At 72.3% G+C, this 22242-nt stretch carries 1 protein-coding gene (cut by a window edge); it reads right to left on the bottom strand.

The window, feature by feature from the left end; translation table 11 throughout:
- Positions 1-22242 carry the 5' portion of a Calx-beta domain-containing protein gene (locus tag Q9R33_RS08825; protein WP_311293508.1) on the bottom strand. Its footprint begins 5682 nt before the window's first position, so 22242 of the gene's 27924 nt are visible here — the first part of the coding sequence; it begins with the start codon at positions 22240-22242; its stop codon lies beyond the left edge, outside the window.

Raw genomic sequence — 22242 nt, 5'->3', positions numbered from 1 at the left:
GCCGGCGATCACGTCGCCGGCGTACAGCCCGGGCTGTGTCGACGTGTCGTGGTCGAAGAGCACGACGTCGCGCTCCTTGGCGCCGCGCGGGTCGTCGTACGAGCTCGCCGGGTTGGTGCCGCAGGCGCCGCCGGCACCGCTGACGATGTTGGCGCATCCGGTGTCCTGCGCGTAGATACCGCTTCCGGTGAGCACCTGGAAGCGCCGGCTCGAAATGTCGCCGGTGCGCAGCAGGTTCGCGTTGTCGCCGGCGATGGCGTCGTCGCCCTGACCGCCGTCGATCACGTCGCCCCATCCAGCGGGATCAGCACCGTCGCTGCCGCCCGCGACGTTGTGGCCGCCGATGAGGTCGTCGTCGCCGTCGCCGCCGGTGATGCGGTCGGCGCCCTGACCGCCGATGATGACGTCCTCGCCGGCGTTGCCGCGCAGCAGGTCGCCCGCGCCGCCGTGGGCGGCGAGCGTGTCGATCGACGTCCACCGGAACGGGTGTGCCGCGAGCGGCATGTTGAGCGGGAGCAGCTCGAGGAAGATGCCGAGCACGCCGCTGTACGGGACGGTGGACTCGACCTTGCCGTGGTCGCCGAAGATGAGGTCGTTGGCGTCGTCGCCCGCCACGGTGTCGGCGCCCGTGCCGCCGAAGACGATGTCGTTGGCGGTGCCGCCGAAGATGACGTCACCCGCGCCCTGGTGCGGGTCTGTCGTCGTGATGAGGTCCCACGTGCCGTCCGCCGCGGCCGGCGTCGCGCCGTCACGCACGAGACCGTGGTCGCCGAGCATGATGTCGGCTTCCGCGTCGCCGCGGATCGTGTCGGCGCCGTTGCCGCCCAGGATGACGTCACGGTCGTCGCCACCGGAGATCACGTCGCCACCGGCCGCCACGAGCGGGTCGGTCGTCGTCACCAGGTGGCGCAGGCCGTCGGGCGAGGCGTACTGGATGCGGCCGTGGTCGCCGAAGATCGTGTCGCGTCCGGCGTCGCCGGTGATGGCGTCGGCGCCGTTGCCGCCGGCGATCCGGTCATCGCCCGCGTCACCCGAGATGACGTCGTCGCCGCCCACGGCGGGCTCGGCGGTCGCGATGGCGGTCACGAGGCGCGCCGTCTGGATCCGCACGAACACCGGTCCGCCGAGCAGGTCGGTGCGCTCGAGGGTGACGGCCTGCGTCACGACGCCGTGATCGCCGAAGATGACGTCGTCGTCGTCGCCCGCGGCGCCCGCGGCGCTTCCGGCCCCTTCGCCGTGCAGCTCGTCGTCTCCGGGGACGAGGCCGTCGGCCATGGGATGCGTGCTCGCGTTCGCCGTCGGGATGTCGAGGCGGCGCGTGATGACGTCGACGTTCACGCCCGAGTCGCCGTAGATCTGATCGCTGCCGCGCTGGCCGAGGATGAGGTCGTCGCCCGAACCGCCGGCGAGGTAGTCGTGCGCCTGGCTGCCGATGATCGTGTCGTCGCCCTCGCCGCCGTAGATCACGACGCCGACGGTGGGCAGGGCCCCGGCGGGCACCCCGGTGAACAGCGCGCTCGCGTCGATCACATCGTTGCCGGCGTGCGCGAACGGGTTCGCCAGCGGCAGCCAGAAGCGTTCGTCCTCGTCGGGGATCCCCGGGAAGGAGTCGAACGGCTGTGCGCCGAAGTCTCCCGCGTCCTGGCCGGCCGGGCGGCCCGAGTACCAGACGCCGTCCTGCGACGTGTCGCCGTAGACGACCAGCGGCGAGGCGGGACCGCTGCCGCCGGTGATGATGATCGTGTCGCCGCCGACCACGCCGCCCACGAGCTGGTTGCCGCCGCCGTGCACGACGGTGAGCGATCCGTGCGCGGCGGGCGGGTTCACGGTGGTGGCCGGGTCGCCGTCGTCCTCGGGCGCCTGCTGCAGCGTGCCGGTGATCGTCAGGCGGTCGTTGCCCGTGCCGAGCAGCAGGTTCAGCACCTCGATCGTCGAGAGCGAGGCATCCGTCGTGATCCCCGTCACCGTGCCGTCGCCGCCGGTCGCGAACTCGACGCGGCCCCACGAGATGCCGCCGGGCACCACGGCGGGCTCACCGAACGCGGTCGCGCCGTCGACGGTGAACCCAGCGGGCAGTCCCGTTCCGGTGAGGCTGGTGGAGGTCAGCGTGCGGACGTGGTCCTGCACGCTCGAGTCGTCGTAGATGCTCAGGATGTCGACGTTCTGCCCCTCGGGAACGGATGCCGCGTTCCCGATGCCGAGCAGGGGCCCGTCGGTCTCGCCCGGCAGCTTGATGCCGCCCCGCAGCGACCGATCGGCGCGAGTCGTGCCGCCCTCGATCTGGACCGGACCCACGAGCTGCGACAGCAGGTGCGGCTGCGCGGCGAACGTCCTGACGCCCTCGCGCACGAGCGGCACGTCGAACAGGGCGTCGGCCCGCAGCGATACCGTGACCGGCGTCGCCCAGTTCGCAGCCGTGAAGGTGATGGATGCTGCCACCCGGCGCAGCGTCATCGTGCCGGCGAACGCGCCCAGCGCGCCTTCGGCGGTCAGCTCGATCACGTTGTCGAACGTCGCGTTCGTGCCGCGGATGACCGCGATCTTGTAGGAGGTCGCGCCGCCGTCGAGCGAGATGCGCATGCCCTCGAGGAAGCCGTCCGCGAGGAAGCTGCCGCCGTCGGTGCGCGTGATGCGGCGCGTTCCCGGGTCGATCGTGACGCCGCCGCTGAACAGGCCCGCGCCCGCGGTGCCGATGGCGCGCATCGTGACGCGGCCGCCGAGGACGACGTCGGTGAGCCCGTCGGTGAGGATCGCGATGTGCACATCGGCGGTCGGCGGCGTGGTGAGGCGGATCGTGTAGTCGTCGCCCGTGCCGCCGCGGACGACGGTCGTCGAGCCGCCGCTCTGCGTCACGATGACGCCCGCGGAGTCGTCGTCGCGGACGTCTGCATAGAGCGTGCGGTCGGCGAACGCGTAGCCGGCCGGCGCCGAGACCAGGTGGGCGATGAGGCGCACCCAGGTCGGGTCCTGGCGCGCGGCGTCGTCGATCGCGACGATGCGGATGCGCACCGGCGCGACGTCGCCCGCCGCGAACGTGATCGTGCGGGTCGCGGCGTCGAACCGCGAGTCCGAGCTCTCGAGGCGGATCCGGCCGTCCGGCAGGTCGAGCCGGATGACGACGGTGCCGGCGGCGGGTGCGGCCAGCCCCACGAGGATCTCGTCGGTGATGCCGTTCGCGCCCTCGAGCACCACGGTCGAGCGGTCCTCGTTCGACGTGCCGGGCGTGACCTCGACGACGACGACCCCGGGCACGTCGTTGTCGCGCACGAGCGCCTCGACGTTGCGGACGGTCGCACCGTCGAACCCGGCGGCGATGTCGGCGGCGTCCGTCGCGATCGTCGTGTGGCTGATGGCGACCACGCGGTCGCCCTCTCCGCGCAGGTCGTCGACGGCGTAGACGTGGATGGTCTGCGGCACGTTCCAGTCCGAGCCGTCGAAGACGAGGACGACCGCGCGCTGCGCGGGGTCGACGACGCCGCCCATCTCGACGAGGTGACGGCGGAATTCGGCGAACGCGTCGTCGCACTGCGCGGCGGTGCCGGCGCAGAGCCACACCGAGTCGCCGGGGTTCACTCCTAGCCGCTCGGCGACGCCGGGCGAGGCGGCCGAGACCGTGACGTACACCTTGCCCACCGGCTGACGCGAGAGCTTCACGGTGTACGAGTCGAACGATGTCGCACTGCCGCCCTCGCTGACCGAGGTGCCGCCGCCGGACTCCGTGATGACCACGAGCCCCTCGTTCACGCCCGCGACGTGCAGGTCGATGCCGGGCGCGACGATCCCGTCGTAGCGGATGTCGCCCGACGTGACGAGGTGGTCGACTGATCCGCTCGCCCCCTCGATGTCGCGCACCACGATGTCGGTCGAGATGTCGCCCGCGATGTTGATGCGGTCGCTGCCGAGGCCGCCGATCACGCGGTACGAGACGCCGCCGGCGGTCGACTGCACGAAGAACTCGTCCGCGCCCTCGAGGCCGTCGATCTCGACCGACTCCACGGTCGTGTACCGGACGCTCACGCCCGCGCCGTAGATCGCGGATGCCGTGATCACGATGTCGTCGGGGAACTCGGTGCCGAGGATCACGAGCTTGTCGTAGCCCGCTCCGCCGTCCACCGACACCGGCGCGTTCATCGTGTACTGCACCTCGTCGTCACCGCCGCCGGTGCGGATGTCGAGCGGACGCCCGGTCGAGAGCCCGATCGCCGGGACCGCCGTGCCGTTCGCCATCAGGATGTGCCCCGCGGCATCCGTCCGCGCGAGCGCGAAGGCGCGGACCACGAAGAGGTCGTTGCCGTCCTCGCCCTCGAGGCGCAGCTCGGCGCGGTTCGAGTAGACCGTGAACCGGTCGTCGCCGGCGCCACCGAGGGCGACGAGCGGCGCGCTCACGCCGGGGCTCAGGTAGCCGCGCGTCGTCGGGATGAGGAGCGGGAAGACATCGGCGGGCGCGAGGCCGGCGGAGGCGTCCCGCGGGGTGCCGTACAACTGGCCGAGCTGGAACTCGTCGTCGCCGGCGCCGGCGTCGAGGGTGATGGTCGTCGCGGTGTCGTCGACGGCGAAGAAGTCGTCGCCGAGTCCCGACTCGACGCTGAGCCGGCCGTTGAGCGCGGCGTCGTAGGTGATCCGCTCGACGCCGGTGCCGAGAGCGGGCGAGGAGCGCAGGCCCTCGACGGTGCCGTGCACGAGGGCGACGAACGCGGGGCTGTGGGCGTTCTCGCCGGGGATCGAGGTCACCCGGCGCAGGAGGAAGACGTCCGCGCCGTCGGTGCCGACGATCGTCGCGACGTCCGCGCCGTCGTTCGGTGCGCCCGAGTCGAGGAGGTTGACGATGTAGGTGCGCGAGGCATCCGTCGTCGTCTCGACGCGGTAGGAGTCGGTGCCCTGCTGCCCGTCGAGCGTGAGGGTGTGCGCGGCCGGGTCGTCGGGGGTGCGCAGCGCCAGCACGCGGAACGCGTCCTCGCCGTCGCCGCACCCGACCTGGAGCACTGCGGGGGCGCAGATGGTGCGGTCGGTCGCCGACAGGTTCTGGCTGCCGTAGACGTGCACGGCGGTGCCGAGGAGCGTCGACATGAAGTCGAAGTGGTCGGCGTCGATGTGGCCGAAGATCAGCGCCCCGTTCGTGCGGTCGGCTCCGCCGTCGAGGTCGAAGACGCCGCCCAGGCGTCCGGCGAACGTCATCGTCGTGCCGAAGCCGGCAGGTGCCGTGGCCGCGCTCGCGTGCGTGTCGGCGTTCGCGGCGACAGGCGTCCCCAGCGGGTCGGGATCGGTGGCCGTCGGGGTGGCGGGTCCGCGGTCGGCGTCGCCGTGGATGTAGATGGTGCGGCCGGCGACGATGTCGGAGCCCGCGGGGGCGAGCAGGTCGTCGCCCACCCAGAGGGAGATGTCGACCTTGGCCCAGATGCCGCTGCGCGTCGTGGTCGCGGTGTCGGCAGCGCCGGGGGTCGTGCTGCGAGGCTGCGCCTGGCTGACCAGGCTCGTGCCGCTGACGAGGAGGATGAGGTTCTGCGTGCCCGTCGACGGGGGTCCGCGTACGCCGTTCGTGTCGGGGACCGTCACGCGCACGTCGCCGGTCCGCGACGTCGCCGCGAGCAGCCGCAGATCGCCGTCGGTCTCGGTGACGAACACGCTCGCATCGGCGGAGGCGTAGAGGCGCCCGCCCGCACCGGTGATCGACGACGTGTTCACGTCGAGGTCGTCCAGGAGCGCGCCGATGCCGCCACCGGTCGCCCGCAGGTCGATGCGCTCGGCGACCACGTCGGCGGCGGCATCCGTCTGTCCGTCCAGAATCGAGCCGGCGCCCGTGACGAGAGCCACGTCGGTGACCTTGGTCGTGTCGAGCTGGTTCGAGGTGACGAGTCCGACGCGCAGGTCGCCGATGGTCTCGAGCAGGTGCACGCCCAGAGCGGCCGTGGCGTTCAGGATGCCGCTCACCGGCGTGCGCGCGAGGCCCACGGTGTCGAGGAGGTTGATCTCGAGGAAGTCGCTCTCGGTGCCGATCGAACCGGTCCTCGCGGTGAGCGTGATGTTCACGCCCTCGACGTCGCGCGGGTCGGCCGGGTTGGTGGCCGCGTCGCCCGGGTCGCCGTCGAGCATGCTCACCGCGGCGACGAGGGCGACGTCGGACGTGCGCGAGCGGATGAGGCCGATGCGGAAGTCGTCCTGGACCTCCTCGAGCGTGACGGATCCGTCGATGTCGACGTCGACCCAGCCGGAGCCCGTGCCTGCCGCGGACGGCGCAGTGAGATCGATGAAGCCGACGACGTCGATCTCAGGCGCGGTCCCGCCGTCCACGGCGTCGGGTCCGTTCACCAGTGCCTCGGTGTCGCGGATGCGGAGGTGGTCGCCCGCCACCACGCCGGGCGCGCCCGCCGGGAGCGGGGCGTCGGCGAAGATCACGAACCAGCCGCCGACGATCTCGGCGAGGAACATGGTGTCACTCGAGCCGCCCACCGTGACCTCGGTGCGCGGGCGCGGAGCGTTGCGCGCGAGCAGGCGGTAGACGCTGTCGATCTCGACGTCGGCGCCTGCGGGGTCGATCGCCGGATCGACGAAGGCGGAGACGCCGGCGCGGGCGGGGTCGTAGGCGCCGTTGACGTCGTTCACCCCGCGGAAGTGGTGGCGGTGCGGGCGCGGCACCGACCAGATCGACTGCTCGCCGGGCACGACCACGTTCACGTCGGCGGTGCGGGCGGAGGCGCCCTGGCGGATGCCGGTGCGCAGCTCGAGGTCGACGTCGCGGCCGGCGCGCACCAGGTCGAGGGTGACCTCGATCACCGTCACCGCGGGCTGACCGGCCGCGGGCACGGTGCGGTCGACGCCCCGCAGGCTCAGGTGCGCGTCGACGCCGGCGACGGCGGCCAGGCGCGGATCGCGCGGGCCCGAGGCGGTGGGGGCGTCGAGCCGCGGGCGGGCGGTGAAGCGCACCAGGTCGACGGCGAGGCGGCGCTCTGCCGACCCGATCGAGCCCTGCGTCGCCTCGATGTCGAGCAGGTTGGTCACGATGATCGTGCTCAGCGACGACGCCAGGATGTCGCCGAACAGGTTCACGATGCGCGTGAGGCCGACCGGGTTGTTGATGCGGCCGTTCAGCAGCACGTCGTCGTCGCCGCGCTTCTCGATGTCGACGACACTCGGGGCGGCCGCGTGGCGCAGGTCGAACTCGAGCGTCACGTGCGAGTCGAGCGGGCCGCCCGACGAGCGCAGCACGACACGGGGCCACGAGCCGAACGTGTTGACGACGTCGATGCCGCTCACGGTGACCCGCTTGCCGGAGCGGTCCACGATCGTCACCGACTCGAGCGTGTCGCGGAACTCGAACGTCGGCCACGGGTCGCTCGCGCGGCCGTCGACGCTCGAGGCGTACCCGTCGCCGTTGTCGATCGCGCACGACACCTGGTCGGTCGGTGTGCACTGCGCCTCGAAGAGCACGTTCGCGTAGCCGTCGTTGCGGATCGGATCGATGACGTAGGCGCCGTCGCCATCGGGGTCGACCTCTTCGCCGATGACGGGGGCGCGCCCGCCGTTGATGGTGATCGCGTTGACCGCGACGACTCTGCCGTCGGCGCCGACGACGAGCAGGGGCGCTCCGTTGAGCCCGCCCAGCACGATGACGTCGGCATCCCAGGCGATGCGGCGCGCCTGCATGAACGGCGAGCCGCCGTCGTCGCGGTAGCGGTCGGAGTCCGTGGGCATGTCGGGGTAGGTCACGCTCGCGTTGGTCGAGAGCACGTACAGCGCGACCTGACCGGGATCGGACGCCGCATCCAGCCCCGACGCCGGGTCGGTGCGGCGGGCTCCCGCGATGACGAGCGCGCCCTTTGCGGTGTCGACGGTGGTGTCGATGCGGCCCTCGCCGTTGTTCTCGGCGCGCTGCGGCGGGATGAGGGCGACGGCGAGCCGCATCGCGTTGCGCTCGATGACGATGTTCGCGGTGTGCGCCTTGAGGTCGACGCCGCGGTCGCCGCGGATGATCGTGCCGCCGCCGGCGATCTCGACCGCGACGGTGAGGAAGACGTCGACCTCTGCGTTGGCGAACGCCGTCGCGACGCCGAGCAGGATCGGGTTGACGCCCAGTGCCTTCGCGGTCGCATTCGCGAGGATGCGCGACACGAACGCGTCGAGGTTCACCGTCTCGCCGGTCAGGCGCACGCCCGTGCCGACGACGACGCGCGAGGTCGAGGCATCCGTTCTCGATCCGATCCTCACACCCCGGTCGTCGTTGGTGTTGTCGGAATCCGCACCGGCCCCGATCCCCCAGGACTCGGTGTCGGACAGTGTCCGCCCGTTCGTGGCGAGGTCGGTGCGCACGATGACGTGGTGGCCGGCGGCGATCACGGCGTTCGCACCGATCGTCGCGGTGGTGTCGTTGTCGATGCGCGCGGTCGTCTCGGCGATCTTCGCCGAGATCGCGCCGCCGCCCTTCGACGAGGCGGTGGCAGAGATGCGGTGGTCGGATGCTGCCGACAGGAGCACGTCCGCGCCGGCGGCGATGTCCGAACCCCCGCCGATCGCGACGTCGGTGGTGGCGGTGTCGAACACGGTGTCGGCGTGCGCCTCGCCGACGGCGACCCCGCCGCCGCCCGCACTGTTCGCGTACGCGACCGACCGGGTGCGGCTCGACGCGACGACCTGGACGGACTGCCCCGCGCGCACCGTCACGGTGCCGAGGGCCGCGTTCACCGTGGGGGTTCCATCGACACGCGCGCTCGGCACGTCGATGCCGACGATGATGCCGGCCGATCCGCCGTTCACGGTCGCGCCGGTCGCGCCGTCGCCGGCGGCGGGCGCGAGGTCTGCGAGCACCTCGCCGCCCGGGCCGCCGAGCGTGTGGGTGCCGGCCGGCAGCGACGGGCTCGTGAGCCGCGCGTAGATCACCTGGCTGCCGGAGCCGGCCTTCAGGTCGACCTGCACGAGGCCGAAGCGGTGGACGCCGGCGGCCGCGTCGCCGAGGGCGATGGCGCTTCCGCCGATCGTGGCGGCCAGCGCCACGCTCGTGCCGTCGGCTGCGCGCCCGACCGTGTAATAGGTATACCCGTCGCGGAGGCCGGGCAGCGCCCTCTGCAGCGAGGCCGTGACGCTCTCGTCGGAACCGGGCGAGATGGCGAGCGCCTGGGCCGGGTCGTTCGTGCACCCGACGGCGTGGCAGAAGGTGTCGGCGAGCTGGATGAGGCCGTTCGCCTGCACGATGACGTAATACGTGCGTCCGTTCACCAGGCCCGCGATGCCGGTGCCGTAGTAGACGAGCGCGTCGCCGGAGTGCAGGGTCGCGGTCAGATCGGTGCCCAGGAAGATGTTGTTCGCGCCGTTGCTGTGCGCCACGACGGTCTTGCCGTTCACCGTCGTGGTCTCGGGCACCCAGACCTGGCCGCCGCCCTCGGGCTTGTCGACGAGGTGCAGCGTGACGTCGACCGCCCCGGCGATGAAGTCGGCGACGTACGGCGCCCGGTACTCGACCGCGGTGCCGTTGGGCAGGGCGCTCAGCGTGCCGTCCTGCAGACGCCCGTCCGTGACGGCGGGGGCGAGCGGCGTCTCGGTCGAGGCCGTCGCCGCCGCGGAGGTCGTCATGAGCTTGATGCGGTAATCGTCGATCCTGCGCACGTAGAACGTGGTGCTTCCCGGCTGCGCGCACGTGCCGGTGGCGGCGCCCGCGCTCGCGATGATCGACGCGCCGCCGCGCGCGTCGTAGACGACGCAGTCGCCGCTCACGAACCCGTGGGCCGATCCGAACGTGATGATCTCGGTGGCGGGATCGACGGTCGAGGCGTTGAAGATGGCGCCGAGGCGGATCTGCCCGGCCACGCCCGTGTCGATGACCGTGTAGCGCGCGCCCTTGTGGAGGCCGAGGATGCCGCCCCCGGTCGCCTGATAGGTGACGACGGTGCCCTCGCCGATGCCCGGGTAGGTGAAGGTCACCGTGTCGCTCGACGCGCTGACCGCTGCGATCTGGTCGGACACCGGCTGCGCCGAACCGCCGTCGTCCTTGAGCGCCGCCTCCACGCGCACCGTGCCGCCGGCGTGGATCACCGTGCGCGCGGTGGCCCCCGCGGTGCCGATGTACGCGTCGAGATCCGGGCCGATCGCCGCGTGCGCGTACGGTACGCCGACATCGACCCCGCCGCCGCCGTAGGCGTTGCCGGTCGCGTCGGCCTCGGCGCGCGCCCGGGCGGTGACGGTGACGCCGCCGGTGATCGGCACCGGCGCCGACGCGACGCTGACGTCGCCGATCACGACGCCGTCGCCGATCCACGCCTTCACGACCGGCTTGGTGGTGGCGGCGGCCTCGGTGCCGCGCACTCCGATGAGACCGCCCGAGCCGACGACGACGGTCGCGGTGCTCGTCGCCGAGAGCAGGTCGGCCGTGACAGACACTCCGAGAGCGCGCAGGATCGCGGTGTTGCCCAGGATCCCGGCTTCGGTCGATCCCGTCTGGTTCGCACTCGCGATCAGGAAGCTGACCGCTGCCGCGCCGCCGGCACCGCCGTGCGAGTAGGCCGAGAGCGTGCGGGAGGAGGTGGCCAGGAGTGAGATCGAGCCGCCCGTCGCGAGGGTCGTGGTGACGCCGGCGGTCGATCCGACGAAGGCACGCGTGTGGACGTCGACGTCGACGTCGATGCGGGCGCCGGATCCGCCGAAGAGGCCGATCGCGACGGCGACGAGCTCTGCGGTCGCATCGACGGTGTCGGATGCTGCGATCTCGAGCGAACCCGCCTCGATCCGCACCGCGTCGCGGACGGCCGCGAGCACGAGCCCCGCGATCGTGATGTGCACGACGACCGCGCCGACGGCGATCACCAGGCCGCCGGCGCCGCCCGCGGCGTGCGCGACGACCGTCGGGGTGAACGTCGAAGCGACCCGCACCGTACCGGTCGCATAGATCAGCGTGCCGCGGCGCACCTCGGCCGACGCGACCGAGGCGGCAGATGCACCGATCGTGATGACGAGCACGCCGGCGGCGATGCCCACGCCGGCGCCGCCGTTTCCGAGCGCGAGCACGTTGACCGAGGCGTTCGCGAACTCGTGGACGCTCGCCGTGTGGGTCGCCGAGAGCGACACCGATCCGACGGGGCTGCCGGGCTGGCCCACGCGCGAGTTCGTTCCGAGGGCGGCGGTGGCGCCGCCGCCGTCGGTGACGACGACGATGCCCGCACCCGCGCCGACGCCGACGATGAAGGCGCTGCCGATCGCGTAAGCCGAGATCGTGAGCAGGAACTGCTTGACCGCGGTGAGGGTCACGGCCCCGCCGGCGAGGATCGTCGCGCCGGTGACGGCCCCGTCTTCGAGGTACGCGGCCGCGGTGCCGCCGTCGTAGACGACCGCGACGGTCACGCCGATCCCGACGAGGAGAGAGAGCCCCGTCGTGATCGCGAGCACGTCCAGCTCGTCGCGCAGGTTCGCGGCGATCGCGACGTCGTGGCCGGCGGTGAGGGTCGCCCCCGAGCCGACGGAGGCCGAGACGTTCTCGCTCACCGTCGCCACCGACACCGAGACGCCCCCGCCGAAGGCGCCGAACCCGAAGCCGCCGGTCACCTGCGTGAAGTCGAGGCGGCTGCGGGCGTCGATGCGGATGTCGTGGCCGGCGCTGAGCGTGGCGCCCCGGCCGACGAACGCCGCCGTCCCGGCCGGGATGCCGGCCTCCTGGGGAGGTGCCGTGCGCGACCCGGCGATCACGCCTGCGGGGGATGCAGCGCCGAGCGAGCCGTTGGCCGAGGTCGCGGCATCCTGCAGCACTCCCGCGTTCGCGCGGCCGTGACCGGCGCCGCCGACCTTGCCGATCTCGGTCGAGGCGGAGCCGCCGCCGATGAGCGTGTCGGCGTTCGTCAGCGTCTTGCCCGCGCCCTGGGCGCCCAGTGCGTCGTAGGTCGGGTTGGTCGCGTTGCCGTTCTCGTCCTGGTCGGCGTAGCTGTACGTGCCCACGAGGTCGCCGGCGATGACCCACACCGAGATCGCCGCACCGAGCGCGGCCGCACCGCCTGCGGCGCTCAGCGCGAAGGTGCGGATGTAGCGGTCGGCGAGGGCGGCCACGGCGATGTCGCGCCGGGCCCGCACGTCGCTGCCGGCGTTCCACGCGGTGGTGTCGCTGTTCACGACGCCGACGTCGACGCCGCCTGCGAGCCCGATCATGCCGATCGCGAGTCCGCCGGCGATGACGAGCACCGTGAGGTCGTCGACGGCGACGACGCGCACGTCCTGCGTGGCGGAGGCGTTCGGGGTGGCGGTGTTGATGCGCGCGCCGCCGGCGATGTACGCCCGCGTGTCGGCGTTGATCACCTCGACGGTCACCGCTCCGGCGATGCCGGCGGAGAAGCCGGCGCCGGCGGCGACCGCGACCGACACGACATCCTCGCGGCTGACGGCGGTGACGATCACGCCGGTCGCGGTGGTGTGGCCGAAGGTCCCGTCGCCGGCGAGCGTGCCGTCGTGGACGTCGACGGCCGCGCCGTTGCCGGAGGCGTCGACGGTGGCGGCGCCGATCCAGGCCCTCGTCGACTTGGTGAGCACCGTCACACCGACGCCCGCTCCGGCGCCGGCTCCGCCCGCGCCGATGCCGGCGCCGATCGTGATGAGGTCGATGTCGGTGGCGTCGAACGCGGCGACCAGCACGCTGCCGCCCGCCGTGATGGCGGCCCCGTCGTCGATCGAAGCCCACGTCGTGGAGTCGATGACGAGCACGCCCACCGCGCCGCCGAAGCCGACCGCGCCGACCCCCATGGCCACGACGATGACGAGCGTCTCCTCGTTCGCGTCGGCGCGCACGATCACGTCGCCTGCCGCGGTCACCACCGCGTTCTTGCCGATGCGTGCGGTGGTCTGGGCGGTGGCGACGGCCACCTGGATGCCGGGGGTCGCGGCGACCCCGCCGCCCGACGCTCCGCCGGCGATGCCGAGCAGCTGGTAGTCGTCGGCGGCGATGACGAGCACGTCGTCACCGGACGAGAGCTGCGCGAGGTCGTCGACCTCGGCGTTCGTCGTGGCGTTCAGGACGTGCACGAGGGCGGAGATCTGGACGCCGAAGAAGAGGCCGCCCGACGCCCCGATGCCGTACATGCCGATGTCGTCGCGGCTCAGCGCGGTGACGGCGATGCCGGTGAAGCCGGTGCGCGCGTTCTCCGTGACGGTGCGGTCCTGGGTGAGCTGCGGCGAGGTGAGCGGGTTCTGCGAGGTGTCGCCGCCGTGCTGGGATTGGTCGTACCCGACGTCCTGGTCGGTGAGGCACGGCGCCGTCACCTGGTGCGGGTCGCGCGTGCCCCCGTTGCAGGCGTTCGCCGCGAGCAGCTCCGACAGTCCGTCCTCGACCGTGATGCCGGGGCGGAGAGCCCGGCCGACGACCACCGCGCGCGCACCGATCACGGCCTCCGTCGTCTTCGTCACGACCGGCACGACCAGCGCGCCCCCGACTCCGCCGATCTCGATGCCGATCGCGAGGTTGCCCGACACCACCTCGACCCGCAGGGCGGAGGATGCGGCGACCTGCACGCTCCCGTCGGCCCGCACCGTCGTCGGGGTCACCGCTGCCGGGGTCCCGGCGATCGTGGCCTTCGTGGTGACGTCGATGACGTACACCCCGACCGTTCCCGCGACCGCGACGTCGCCGCTCACGGCCCCCGCGATCGCGACTCCCACGACGAGCTCGGTCGAGACGGCGATCACCCGCACATCGCCCTGCGCCTGCACCTCGGCGCCCGCGCCGATCCACGCCTGTGTGTCTTTGGCGAGCACGCCGACGGTGAGGCCCGCGCCGATGCCGACGCTGCCGGACCCCGCCGCCGCGCCGGCCGCCGTGACGTGCACGGTGCGGTCGGAGGCGAGGACGAAGACGTCCTGCGCGTTGTTCTCGGCGCCGGCCGTCGTGTTGATGCGGGCGCCCGCGCCGATCCACGCGTGGGCCTCGCGGTCGATCACGGTGACCGCTCCGCCGCCGGCACCGGCGACCTCGCCGGCGCCCGCGAGCCCGATGCCCACGGTGACGACATCCTCGGTCGCCGTGGCGACCACCGCGACACCGCGCCGGAGCACCGTCTGGCCCCGGCCGTCCGGCACCGTGAGGGCCGCGTTGCCGCGGGCGTCCACGACCGCGCCGTCGCCGATGTAGGCGTGCACGGTGCTCACGTCGATCTGCAGCGGCACCGCCACCCCGGCGGCGTTGTCGCCGACAGCGATGCCGCCCGCGACGGCCACGGCGGTGAGGTCGTCCGCTGCGGCGACCAGGATGCTGCCGCCCGCGCTGACGGGGCGGCTGCCGGTGATGCGCGCCACGATGTCGTGCGTGATCACGTTGATCGAGATCGAGCCGCCGACAGCGAGGTCGTTGCCTCCCGCGGCGCCCACCGTGACGCTGACGATGGTGGCGGTGAACGCCGGGCTGCCCTCGGTGCTGGGGTCGCCCGGGATGCCGATGACGAGCGCGCTGCCCGTGCCGGTGTCGAGGGACACCGCGCCGGGCACCCCGGTGTCCGCCGGCAGGTAGCCCGCCGTCACGACGATGTTGCGGCCGGCCGAGACCTGCGCGTCGTCGATCGCGGCGATGATCTGGTCGAGCTCGCCGTCGACGGTGGCGGTGTCGCTGTTGGTGTGGTCGGGGTTGGCCGCATCGAAGCTGCCGCCGATGAAGTTGTACGCGAACGATGCGCCGACCGCGACGCCGCCGAACGCGATGCCGACGCCGCCGGCGACGACGACGAGGGTCACCGACTCGGCGGCCGTGACGAGCACGTCGCGCCCGGCCTGCACCGCGGGGCTGTGCGCGACGACAGCGGTGAGGGTGTTGGCGATCGAGTTGACGGTGACGGACCCGCCGATCGCGAACCCGTTGTCACCGGCGAGCGCGCCACCCACCGCGATCGCGACGAGCGTGGCCGTCGAGCGCGCGGCGACCGTGATGTCGGATGCCGCACCCCGCGCGAACACCGACACCCCGTCGATGCGGGCCGAGATCACGTTCGAGATGAGGTTGTAGCTGATGGCGGCGCCGACGGCGGGGCCGCTGGTGGCCAGAGCGACGCCGCCCGACAGCGACGCGATCACCGAGGCATCGGTCGCGGTCACCGACACCGGGCCCTGCGCGTCGATGACCGAGGCGCCGATCGGCGACGACGACACGGTGTCGACGATCTCGGCGATGATCCGGTTGTCGATGATGTTGATGAGGAGCGAGCCCGACGCGGCGATGGCGTTGCCGGTGGACGCCGAGGCGGTGACGCCGACCGCGACACCGCCGATCTCGGCCTTCGAGGTCGACTCGACCGTCACCTTGCCGTCCGTGGTGAGGTCGACGTCGTCGAGTCGCGCTTCGACGTCTCCCTGGATCTCGTTGTACCCGACGGCGGCGCCGATCGCGCTGCCGGTCGTGACCGCGATCGCGCCGCCCAGGGCGACGATGCCGGAGTCGTCGGTGGCAGCGACCGTGACGTCGAGCGTGTTCGTGGAACTCGTCGCTCGGAGGATCGTGCTGCGGGTGATCTCGGCGATCGTGCGGTAGACGAGGAGGTTGACCGCGAAGTGGAAGGCGCCGCCGATGTGCGCCTGGGCGTCGGCGGCGAGGCCGACCCCGGCGCCGATCGCGTAGATGCGCTGACCGGTGTCGTCGTTGAGGCTCTTCGCCGTGACCGACAGCACCTTGCCGCCGATCGTGAGCGTCGAGCCCGAGATGCGCGCGCTCGAGATGAGGGGTCGCGACTCGGTGCCGAGCAGGTTGAGCGCGATGCCCAGGCCGATGCCCACCGCGCCGCCGAACCCGATGCCGCCGCCAACGGCGACGATGCGCGTGCCGTCGCGCCCGGCCACCACCACGTCGGATGCGATGACGCCGCGCACGTTCTGCACGACAGCCTCGGTGGTGCCGTAGACGGTGTTGAACGAGAACGAGCCTGCGACCGAGACCGACTGGGTGCCGGCCGCGGCGGCCATGCCGGCCGAGACGCTGATCAGGTCACCGGTGCGGGTTGCCTGCACGACGAGCGATCCGTCGGTCGTGGTGAGGTCGGTGGCGACGATGAAGGCCCGGGTCGTCGCATCGATGAGGTTCACGCTGAGCGCGCCGGCGAGCGCCGCGGCATTCGTCTTCGCGCCCGCCACGAGCGCGGCGCCTCCGGTGATCGCCCGCTGCCAGAAGTCGTCGAGCGCGGTGACGGTGATGCTTCCCGCGGTGAGATGGCCCGCGTCGGCGATCGACGCCTGCGTGGTGTCGACCACGACGTTCACCGCGATCGCCGCAGCGACGGCGGCCTGCGACTGCGTCGCCGGCTGGGCGTTGCCGCCGAGGAGCTGCAGCGCCTTGGGCGATGCGCCCGCGGGCGGCGTGGGCTGTGGCGCCGCGGGTCCGGAGAAGGCACCCGCCACCGTGAAGGCCCACAGGTCGCCGTCGAGCTTCGCCAGCACGTCGACGACGCCGGTCACCGTGATGTTCGCGTTCGGCCGGGCCGTCGCGGTGCTGGTGGCCGAGGCATCCGGATTCCCGATCACGGCCTTGGTCGTGCGGTGCAGGTCGTTGATCGCCAGGGAGAACCCGACACCGAGCCCGGTGCCGAATGCGACGGCGCCGACCCACGTGACCTGGGTCATCAGGTCGCCCGCGTACAGGCGCACGTCGCGACCCGTCACGATGGCGTTCGCACCGAGCTGCACCAGCGTGTCGCTGCGCTGGCCGATGTAGGCGACCGAGCCCGAGATCGTGAACGCGCCCCCGTTGCTGCCGGACTGCACGAGGTCGATGTGGAACAGCGCCTCTTCGGCCTTCATGTTGAAGCCGCCGTCGGTGCCGCTGAAGATGCGGGCGCCGTCCTGCACGATCGCGTGGGTGGTGTTGTCCTGCACGAAGATGAGGAACGCGCCTCCCGCGCCGCCCTTCTCGCCGCCCCCGCTCACGGACGGCGTCTCGAGCCGCTCCTTGATCTTCACGTCGGCGGTGTCGAGATCGAGGTCGGGAAGCGAGAAGTTGCCGGTCATCGACAGCAGCTGCTGGTAGTTCGTCGCCTCGACCGACACCGTCTGCTCGCCGGTGTTGTTGATGTGCGTCGCGTTGATCGCCTCGGGGTCGGCGGCGTCGGTCGAGCGCCACTTCTCGTCCTGGTTGATCCAGGCACCGCCCTGCACGGTCGCCGTCGAGATGTTGGTGAGCACCAGCACAGCGAGCGAGCCGGCGAGCGCGATCTTGTCGGCGGTCGCGGTGGACGTCGTCCACGCGTTGAACATGCCCTGGAGGCCGAGGGTGGTGTTGAGGTACTTGAGCACCGCGTCGGGACCCTCGCTGCGCAGGCGGTCGATGAACTCGCTCCACGACAGCGGGATGTACTCGTCGAACCGCACCAGGAACGGGTAGCTCACGTCGGAGATCACGCGCGTGGCGCGCAGCCCGTCGACCTTCGCCCCCGTCTTCACGGTGGCGATCGCCGTGTTGTCGAAGTTCCCGACCGACACCGCGACGCTGATGGCCGTGTCGGCGCTCGAGCCGGCCAGGCCGCCGGCCGCGTCCGTCTGAGGCTCGATGCTGCTGTTGGCGCTGATCGTGTAGCCCTGCGCGATCGTGGCCTTGATCTCGAGGTCTTCGCCCGACTTCACGACGGCGGTGGAGCCGATCGTCGTCTCGACGTGGTGGTCTGCGTCGATGACGGCCAGCGCCCCGGCGACCGCCAGTGGCGGCGGAGACCCCAGCCCGGCAGCGGGGGCGTGCGCCCCGAACGCGAACGCCGCGGCATCGAACAGCTGGTTGACGGCGTTGCCCGCGAAGGACTCTTTGAGCCGGGCCCACCACGTCACCGGGTGGCCGGCGTCGGCGAGGCCGGCGGCGGCGCTCGAGGAGTCCTTCGCCTCGAGCTTGGCGAGGATGCCGACGCCCGTCGCGAACCCGGTGTCGAGCACGTGCTTGGCGGCGAAGTGGTAGCCGCCCGCCTGCGCCGGGCCGATGTCGATGAGCACGCCGGCGCGGGCTTCGTTCTCGGTCTCGGCGAGCCCGATCACCTGCGCGTCGGTGAAGCGCGTGTTGCCCTGCAGGTTGGTCTGGTTGGTGCTCGCGACGACGTAGTAGGTGGCGCCGTCGACGAGGCCGTCGATCTTCGCGTCGCCCTTCTGGTGGTACACCACCGCCTGGCCGAGCTCCAACGTGTTGAACACACCGCCGGTCCAGTGCAGCGTCACCGTGTTGGCCGCGGCGTCGACGTCGGCCGCGCTGAAGTCGCGCGTGTTGTTCGTCGTCGCGGGGAACCCGGCCTGCGTGAGGTCGACGGTGAACTGCTGCAGGCACACGAGGTAGGCCAGGTACGCGGCGTGGTCGTCGCCGGCGGCGCTGCAGGTCGCGGCGCGCACCGCGGCCTGCTCCGACGAAGCCAGCGCGATGAATTCCGATTCGTTGAGGTCGAGGGTGGTCGGGTCGTCGGCCATCCACACGACGAAGTACGTGCGTCCCCCGACGAGCCCGCCGATGTTGCTGCCGCGGCGCGGACTGTAGGTGACGGTGTCCTCGGTGACGAGGCCGTGCATGCCCACGTGGATGCGGTCGTACGCGTAGTCGACGTAGCCGACGTCCGTGATGTTCGTGACGAGGGGGTCGATCTCGATCTTCACGGTCGAGCACCCGGTGAGTGTTCCGGTGAGGTCTTCGCACGGGGTCATGTGCGCGATCACCGTGCCGTTCACGACCGTCGTGACATCCGCCTTCGACAGCTCGATGCTGAAGGCGAGCCCGGCCGACCCGTCGGCGTACATGCCCGATTCGGCCTCGGCCTCGGACTCGACCGTGCCGCCGGCGACGAGGTTGGCCGTCTTCCCTGCCTCGATGACGGCGCCCGCGGCGACGTCGATGTGCGCGTTCGCCACCGCGTTGCTCACTGCGACGGCGATGGCCACCTGCGTGCCGCCCGGGTTCGCGAGACTCTTGATCTCACGTTCGGTCGAGGCGCTGATCGAGGCGCCGGCGTTGGCGGTGGCGGTGATGACGATCGCGGCGGTGCTCGTGATGAGCGCGTCCTTCTTGATGATCACCGTGGCGGTCGCTGTGGCCTGCACGAAGCCGGCGCTCACGAGGCTGCCGCGTGCGGTGCCGTTCGCGACGGCCGCCGCCGTGGCGTACATGCCGACGGTGTCGTCGCCGATGAGCTGGGCGCCGACGCCGATCGTGATCGTGGCGGTGGACTTCTTGAGGAGCAGCTTGACCGGGAGGGCGATGATGCTGCCGAGGAGGCCTGTGAGCGGGTCGAGCACGTAGCTGCCGACCTCGCGCGCGACGCCGAGATACTCGGCGAGGCTGCGGTCCTCGGCCTGCGCGATGAAGAAGATGCCCGTCGCGTGGATGGTCGCGCCGTCGCCGACAGTGATCGACACGTTCCGGTCGGTCGCGAAGACGGGTGAGAGGTTCTCGGCGAACGCGCTGCCGATCTGCCGGGCGCGGAAGGTGACCCAGCCGGCCCCGGTGTCGATCGCGACGTTCGCGTTCACCGTGATGTGCGCGGCGTAGATCTCCATCACGCCGTCGTTGGTCCAGACGTCCCCCGTGAAGGTGACGCTGTCGGCCTCGGGGTCGTCGACGAAGATCGGCATGTCGTCGCTGAGCCGGCGGTTGCCGTAGACGATGAACGTGGCTTCGCTCACCCAGCCGGCCGCGAGGCCGGTTACGACGATGGTGTCGGCGCCGTCGAGGCCCTCGACCACGAGCGACGCGCTCGGCACCGCGAACTCGATCACGGTGGTCACGATCTGGGTGATCGGGTCGTACCAGCCGTGCGAGCCGTAGTCGACGCGCATCCGGTTCGGGTCGGTGGGGTGAGCCGAGATGGTGATGGTGTCGTTCGACGCGGTGCCGGTGATGCGCACCGTGTCGCCGCCGACGGTGAGGAAGGGGGTCTGCTGGTCGAGGCCGGTGTAGGCGATCACCCGGCCGTAGAGCGACGCGGTTCCCGCAGCATCCGTTCCGCTGATGTTGTAGAGCGCGCCGCTGATGCTGCCGCACAGGACGACGCAGGAGATGACCAGGATGTCGGTGCCGCCGCTGCCGCCGGCCACCGATCCGATGAAGCCGGTGCCGACGACGTCGAAGACGTCGGCGTTGTTCGCGGTGCCCACGAGGTTCTCGATGGACGAGAAGGCGATACCGGCGACCGTGCCGGAGTTCGCGCCGTCGATCGTCCAGCGCACGCTCGCGTCGGGAGGACCGCGGATCGAGTCGGAGCTGCTCGCGGAACCCACCAGCCTGTCGATGCCTGAGAAGGTGCCGAAGCCGACGACCACGTTGACGGGCGGGACGTACGACAGCGTCACGTCGGTGCCTCCGGCGAACGGCGACGCGGCACTGGCCGCGATGACCTGCACGCTCACGGTGCGCGACTCGCCCGGCAGGCCCGGCGCCGAGATCCCGAGCACCCGGAACAGGATCCAGGCCGACGGGTCGTCCGCACTCGAGATCAGCAGCTGGCCGCCGCTCTGCGAGGTGTCGATGCGATCGATGGATGCCGCGACCGACGCGCCCGCCGCGTCCGTGGTGCTGATGACGACCTGGGTCGCCTGGTTCTGATCCGGGGTGTTGAGGCGCACCGTCCCGGCCGCGGGTGCGCCCGCGGTGGCGGCGGAGAACGCGGTCGCGATGTCGACCGCGCCGCCGGCGAGGATGGCGACGATCTGGCCACCGCGCGCCGAGAAGTCGAGCACGTCGACGGGCGCCGCCGCAGCGTCCGCGACCGCTCCGCCTTCGACGCCGCCCGAGAGCGCGCCGCCCGCCAAGACCTTGAAGGTGTCGTCGGCGTTGCCGCCCACGAGGGTGCCGATACCGGTGAACGACGTCGTGCCGAGGGTTCCGGCATCCGCTCCCGAGACGGTCCAGGTGTTCGCGGCGTCGGGGCCGACGAGCGTGTTCGCGCCGCCGCCGCCCGCGATCGAGTCGATCGACCCGGTGCTGCGCATCGCGAACGCGTCGGCACCCGAGCCGCCGACCACGGTGTCGATGCCGCTGAACGAGATGTCACCCGTGAATCCGGTGCCCGGCCCGTCGATCACCCACTGCGTGTCGGCGGCGCCGCCCGCGAGGCTGTCGGTGCCGGCGCCCTGCAGGCGTTCCACGCCGGTGAAGGCGACGGAGGCGGCACCGGCCGCGAGCACGCCGGCTCCGGGGCCGGTGAGGGTCCACTGCACGCTGCCCACGGGACCGGTGACGGTGTCGCTTCCCGCGCCGCCGTCGAACGTGATCCCGATGCCGGCGAGCGCCGCCAGCGCCGCCGCGGAGAACACGACGGTGTCGTCGCCGCCCGAGCCGACGATCGCGAGGGCGCTGATCGTGTCGAGGGCGCGCCTCTCCGCGCCGATCACGAGGTCCGTGCCGTCGACCGTGACGGTGACAGCGCCCGCGATCGAGATCGACCACGGGGTGGCGGCGGCCAGCGCGGTGACGGCGAGGGATGCCTCGGGCGCGGCCGGCTGCGCCGCTGCCGGGTCCTCGGCCGCCACGTCGGCGGTCGCAGGGTCTTCGACCGCGGGGGGCGCGACGGACTCGGCGGCCGGGTCGGTGGTCGCCGCGGAGTCGGGGGCTGCCGGTGCCGGGTCCACGACGGGCGCCGGTTCCGCGGCCGGAGCTTCCGCCGGAGCTGGGGCGGGTTCGGCCACCGGAGGCGCCGGCTCGGCCGCGCCCGGGTCGGTCGCCGCGGGGTCGCCGGTCACGGCGTCCGTCGCCGCGGTCAGCGGCAGCTCCGCGCCGGCGGCCAGCGCACGGAGCACGCTGACCCGGGCACCGGCGTCGACGCCGCGGGTGAGATGACGCTCGCCCGGCGCGAGGCTCTCGTGCATGATCGCGTCGGCGCGGCCGAGGTCCGCGCGGCCGAGCAGGTGCCCGATCTCGTGCGCGAGCACCGTCTGCAGGTCGAACCGTCCCGCCGCCGGGCTCGAGCCCGAGGCGTGCGCGACGTCGCCGGAGCGCTGCGTGAACTCGTGCGAGGTGGACGGGGTGCTGTCGACGAACCAGCCGCGGCCCGCAGCATCCATGTCGATCGTGATCGTGCGTCCGGACGTGACCGCGAGCCGATCGCCGCTGACGGCGCCGACGCGCACGACGGCGCCCGCGAAGCCGGTCTCGCCCCACACCGCCAGGGCCGCCGGAAGCACCGTGTCGATGTCGGCGGGCGTGAGGTCGCGGATCGCGGAGGAGGACCCGACGGGCGCGGCGGAGCGGAGCGCGAACTCGTCGGCGACGGCCGCAGGAGGGACCATGAGCGGGGTGATCGCCATCGAGAGCGAGACGGTGGCGGCGACCGCCGCGGAGCGCGCGCGTGACAT

Source organism: Microbacterium sp. PRC9 (assembly GCF_031844125.1).
Taxonomy (GTDB): Bacteria; Actinomycetota; Actinomycetes; order Actinomycetales; family Microbacteriaceae; genus Microbacterium.
The sequence above is the reverse complement of the archived record's forward strand: the minus strand, read 5'-3'. Positions and strand labels throughout refer to the sequence as shown.